Consider the following 5,219-nt stretch of genomic DNA (forward strand, 5'->3'; position numbering starts at 1 on the left):
AGCTGAGGGCGGCTTGCTTCTCCCGAGCGAAGGCGAGCTGTCGCTCGAGCTTCCCGGGCAGCCACAGATCGTCACTGTCCAGGAAGGCGAGGTAGCGGCCCTGCGCCCGGTCGATCGCGGCCTGTCGCGCCAGCGCCGGGCCGCCGTTCCGGGCCTGCCGGATCAGCTTGACGCGAGGATCGTGCTCGCCGATGTCAGCGATGATCTGCGGTGTCCGGTCAGTCGAGCAGTCGTCGGCGATCAGGAGCTCCCAATCGGCAAAGGTCTGGCTCTGCACCGAGCGGATCGTCTCCTCGATCAGGCCTTCGACGTTCCAGGATGGTGTGATGATCGAGACGAGCGGCATGTCGGGTCCGTTCAATTCACGCGGGCGGGCTCGGCGATCGCGGCGCGCAGGGAGGCCGCAAACGTATCGAGCAGTTTGGGATCGCTGATATAGAGCTCGCCCGGGAACGACCTGCGCCAGGCAGATTCGAAATAGGGCGCGCCCCTGGCCGGATCGAACGGCCCCGCGCGCAGCGCCTCGCGCAGCCGCGCGGGCACGTCCGCCAGCCGATCGACCGCGTAGACCAGCGGGCAGGAGCGGTAGAACGCATCGCCCATCACCACGACCGGCTTGCCGAGCAGCAATGCTTCAGCGCCCGACTTGCTGTTGACGGAGATGACCGCATCGGCGCGGTTGAGCACGGTGTAATTGTTGGTCTGCGGCCGCAGCAGCACGAAATTGTCGAACCGGCGCGCCAGCTCGAACAGGCGGTCGGCCGAGATCGCGCCGATCTGGGCGGGATGTTCCTTGACCACCAGCACATGCGAGTCCGGGATCGTCCGCAGCAGGAAGTCGACGGTCGCGACCTGGTCGAGATAGTCGGGCGAGCGCAGCGTCAGCGCCATGTCGGCCGGAACGTGGAACGGATAGTAGACGAAGGGCACGTCCGGGATCGGCTTGTAGAGCTTGCGCAGCCGCGTCGCGTTGAGCGCCATCGCAGCGTGCACGCGGGCGTGGCGCAGATTGTGGCCGAACTCCTGATGCTTGCCGAGCGCGAACTGGTCCCACAGCTTTTCGGTGAGGCGGCGGGCGTTGCGCAGGTTCACGACCTTCTTGAAGGCCGCCGAATAATGATGCTGATCCTTCTTGGGGATGACGATCGCGCGCTGCGTCAGCGTATCGTCCAGATAGGCCCGCACCTCGGGGGATGTCGTATCCGCCGGCGTCGGCATCACGTCGGGAGCGGCAAGGCTGTCGGGCGTAAAATACATCCGGCCGCGAAAGAACGACGGTTCGATGAACCAGTTGCGGATGTTGCGACGCCTGGCGGCGTAGAAGCTCGCGATGACGGAGAGAAACCCGCCCAGCTCCTGGACCAGCTCGACGGACCTGCCCTGTGCCTCCAGGCGGTCGAGCAACGCCTCCATGGCGTTGGCATAGATCATGAAGCGCCGGCGCAACGCGGCAGTATCCCTGATACCGAAAGTAAAGCGCTCATGGCTGAACAGGAAATTGGTCCCGTCGAGGCCGTATGCGGCGACGCGCGCATCGAACGCCCGGCGATCGTCGGGCGAGGGGCCGGCCTTGAGGCCCTCGCGGTACATGTTCGTGACAGGCACGCCCTCGACCGCCGACATCTCGGCGCTGCGGTCGTCGAAGGCGAGCAGCTCGACGTCGTGGCCCGCCGCGCGCAGCCGCTGTGCGACCGGAATCCAGAAGCGGGTCTGGTATTCGGCAAGGGTGGTGATGAGAATGGTTTTTGCAGATGTGGCCATGAGTCTATCGGGCGGGTTCTATGGCAATGCTCGCGAGCGGCAGGCCCGTCGTCGCGCAGTGCGCACGTCTTGCCGTGAATTGCGCCGGGCTCGCGCGATCATGGGTCGCGATACGCTGAAGCAGGGTGTTGACGAAGATCGGCTCGATCCGCTTGTCGCGCCGGGCTGGATTGAACCGGCTGCGCAGCCGCTCCGTGACGGCCGATCCGAGCACGGCGCTAGCGGCGCCCTTGACGATCTGGCCGATGCTCGGCTTGTCGCGCGTGCCCTTCACGGTCGCCAGCAACGAGACGTAGGGCCGCCGCGAGCCTGCGGTGCGGGTCAGGACATCGGCGACGCGTTCGGCGGCCTGTCCGTCGTTGAGATGGAAGAAAGCCTCGATATCGGCGGCATGAACGCGTGCGAAATCGAAGGTCTCGGTCTCGCGCTCGATGTGGTCGATCGCGCCGAGCAGTTCCTCGAACGAGGCGACGGGCCGGCTCACCCGCGCGGGCAACGCGGCATGGCCGGCCGTCGTCGGCGTGTTCAGGTATTCGAGCTGCAGCGGCAGCTTCCCGAGCAGCACCGATTCGACGGCCGTCCCGCAGTTGAGATGAACGACTGCAGCCGCATTGCGGATGCGGTCGAGCACGCTGCCGGTGCCGTCGATCACGACGTTGGCGTGGCGCGCGAGCGCGTTGCGATAGACGTCCTCGCTCTCGAAAGGATGCGGACGCACGAGGATGTTGCGGTCGGGCCGCGCCGCGGCAAGCCGGCCGATCTCGGCGAGATACTTCGCGAATACCTGCTTCAGGTCCGCGATGAAGCGATCGACATAGGCCCCGTCCCAGCCGGCCCGCACCATTGCCTCGCGCTCACCGCCCGGCTTGCCGGTAAAGCGTGAATTGACCAGCGGGAAGTTGGCGTTGACGAGCAGATAGCCGCGCGGCTCGCCGTCGAGAAGCGCACGCCAGCGCGGGGCTGCAAAGTCGAAGCGTGGGCATCCGGTGAGGTGCAGCTGCTCTGGCTTCATGGTTTCCGCCGCCAGGAAGGCATCGTGAAGCCGGCTGCCCCAGAAGAAATAGCCGGCCAGGATGTCGGCGTAGCCACTTTGCCTGATGTGTGCGGCCATCGCCGGCGGCGAGTTGCCACCCGTCTCGGCAAGCACGCCGCCCTCGGTGTCGAGCACGTACAGCGCGAGGCCAGCCTTGGCGAAGCTGTGCATCAGGTCGAGATTGACCGGCCGCGCGTAGTTGACGACCAGYGTATCGAGCCCGAGCCGCGGGACATCGACTGCCTGCTCATACATCGGCACCAGCATGACGGAGACGCCGCGCCGCGCGAGCTGATAACCGAGCATGACTGCCCCCGGCAGGTCACGCTTGGGGTGATCGACCACCAGGCCTATGCGCACCGTTCGCGTCTCCTCGTGGACTTAACCAAGGCGGTCATCGGTCTCCCGAACATGCTGGGCGAAATAGAGAGCTAGGTCGAGGCCCAGCCGAAGCGATGGCCTAGTTCCGTGAAGATCGCTCGTTGGCGCTCTTCCAGAACCAGGAAATATTGCAGGGACCAGCTCACGACGCAAAATGCGGCGATCGCAAGCCCGAGTCCCCAGAAGCTGTCGATGGCGACGTAGTCGGCAAGCTTGAGCAGCAGCAGGCTGACGACCGCGAGAATGACGGCTTGGGCGAGAAGTGCTCTGAGGAGGCGGTGGGAGTCAAGCTGCAACCCGYGGCTCACGGCACCGATCTGCAACGGTAGAATCGCGGCGTTGCCGACCACCTGCCCGAGGATCAGCGCGCGCTCATCGAACATGTGCAGCGTCGCAACCGCCACCACGGCCCAGATCGCCAGTTGATAGATCATCAGCCGGTTCAGGCGCGATTGCACGTCAGTGCGTGTCAGGAACATGACGTTGCCAAACGCGAGGTACTGAGCGCAGATCGGCACCACGAAGCTCAAGCCCATCCAGACCGCGTAAGGAACCATCTGCGGCCCGATCCATGCCTGCATGATCTCGGGCGACAGCACGGCGGCCGCCATCAGCGGCGGCACCGTGAACATCGGCAGAATGACGAGGCCGAACTCGCCGAGCCGCTGGAAGGCGTCGGCGTTGCCGCGCTCGTCCAGACGGCTCGCGACCGGCAGCAGTGCCGACGTCAGCAGGCCGATAACGACCTTGGAGACCCGCGATAGCCGGACCACGGTGTCGTACACGCCGACGCCCTTGGGTCCGAACAACAGGCCGACGAGGAAGGGCTGGACAGGCAGCGCCAGGCCGCCGGTCAGCTTGCCCTGCGCGAATAGCGCGCAGCGGTGGAACATCTCGCGCCGGATCGGCGCGTCCCACATCGCGAGCCGGACCTTGCGCACGACGGCGATGAAGGCCGCGATGAACACCAGACACGCACGCATCAGGGTACTGGCGAGATAAATATAGGCCACGACTTCGAACGAAGCCGCGGCATGGGAGGCCCAGATCGTGCCGGCGACATAGATGATGGTGGAGCCCATCTCCGCCAGCCGCAGCACGTTGTAGCGCTCAAAGCCCTTGACGATGCCTTCCCAGACCAGCGCCGGGATCAGCACCAGATTGGCCAGCGCCGTGTAGCGCAGGATCTGCGAGAACCGATCGACGTGGACGGGATCGACGCGGAGCGCGATGCTGAGATAGGGCGCGCTGATCCAGATCGTGACGGCAAGAAGCGCGCCGAGGCCGGCGGCCATCACGGTCAGCAGCGCAAGCTGCTGGCCAGCGCGGCGCCAATTGCGGTGCTCACGTGCGCGCGCCACCGCCTGCGTCGTGACCTCGGACAGGCCGAGATCGAGCAGGCCCATCATGCCGCTCGGCAGCAGGATGCGCGCCAGCACGATGAGGCCGAACTCGGTCACGCCCCAGGTCCGGATGATGACCGGAATGACAATCAGCCCGAGCACGGCCGCGACCCCGAAGGCCGCGCTGGAGATCACCGTGTTGCGGATCAGCTGTTTGAGCATGCGCTGCTGCTTACCACGCGCTCAGTCCGCCATCGACCGCGATGTTCTGGCCGGTCACGTAGGACGCGGCGTCCGACACCAGGAACAGCATCGTCCCCACCATCTCGTCCGCGCGGGCCATGCGGCCGAGCGGAACGCGGGCACCGTAACGCTGCTTGAAGGTTTCGTTCTGTCCGCTCTCGACCCCCCCCGGGGTGAGCGTGTTGACGCGGACGCCTTTGGCTGCCCAGTAGGTCGCAAGGTGCTTGGTCAGGCCGATGACGCCGGCCTTGGATGCGGTGTAGACCGCCGGCGTATTGATGGCACGGCCGAGATATTCGGAGCCTTCGTAGATGCGCTGGTCGGGGGCCATCAGTCCGTAGATCGAGGCGGTCTGCACGATGGCGCCGTAACCGTGCTCGGCCATTCGGCCGCCGAACACCTGCGCGACGTTGAACATGCCGTCGAGATTGACCGCCATGATCTCCCGCCAGATATCC

General features: G+C 65.7%; 5 protein-coding genes. All 5 read right to left on the reverse strand.

The window, feature by feature from the left end; translation table 11 throughout:
• The coding region (locus AC1D00_RS25380) for a glycosyltransferase family 2 protein (RefSeq protein ID WP_477012532.1) at nt 1–346 on the reverse strand (346 nt) is incomplete at its 3' end.
• Between the two features lie 11 nt (nt 347–357).
• Nucleotides 358–1,761, reverse strand: a complete 1,404-nt coding sequence (locus tag AC1D00_RS25385) for a capsular polysaccharide export protein, LipB/KpsS family (protein WP_477012533.1) — start codon at nt 1,759–1,761, stop codon at nt 358–360.
• 4 nt (nt 1,762–1,765) lie between these two features.
• Entirely contained in the window at nt 1,766–3,154 is a 1,389-nt protein-coding gene (locus tag AC1D00_RS25390; RefSeq protein WP_477012534.1) for a surface carbohydrate biosynthesis protein, read from the reverse strand.
• A 71-nt stretch (nt 3,155–3,225) separates the two neighbouring features.
• Nucleotides 3,226–4,740 carry an MATE family efflux transporter gene (locus AC1D00_RS25395; RefSeq protein WP_477012535.1) on the reverse strand — a complete coding sequence of 505 codons (1,515 nt, stop codon included), beginning with the start codon at nt 4,738–4,740 and terminating at the stop codon, nt 3,226–3,228.
• Nucleotides 4,741–4,750: 10 nt separating this feature from the next.
• On the reverse strand, nt 4,751–5,219 hold a 469-nt coding region (locus AC1D00_RS25400), incomplete at its 5' end, for an SDR family oxidoreductase (protein WP_477012536.1).

This window comes from Bradyrhizobium sp. P2_E8 (assembly GCF_056403875.1).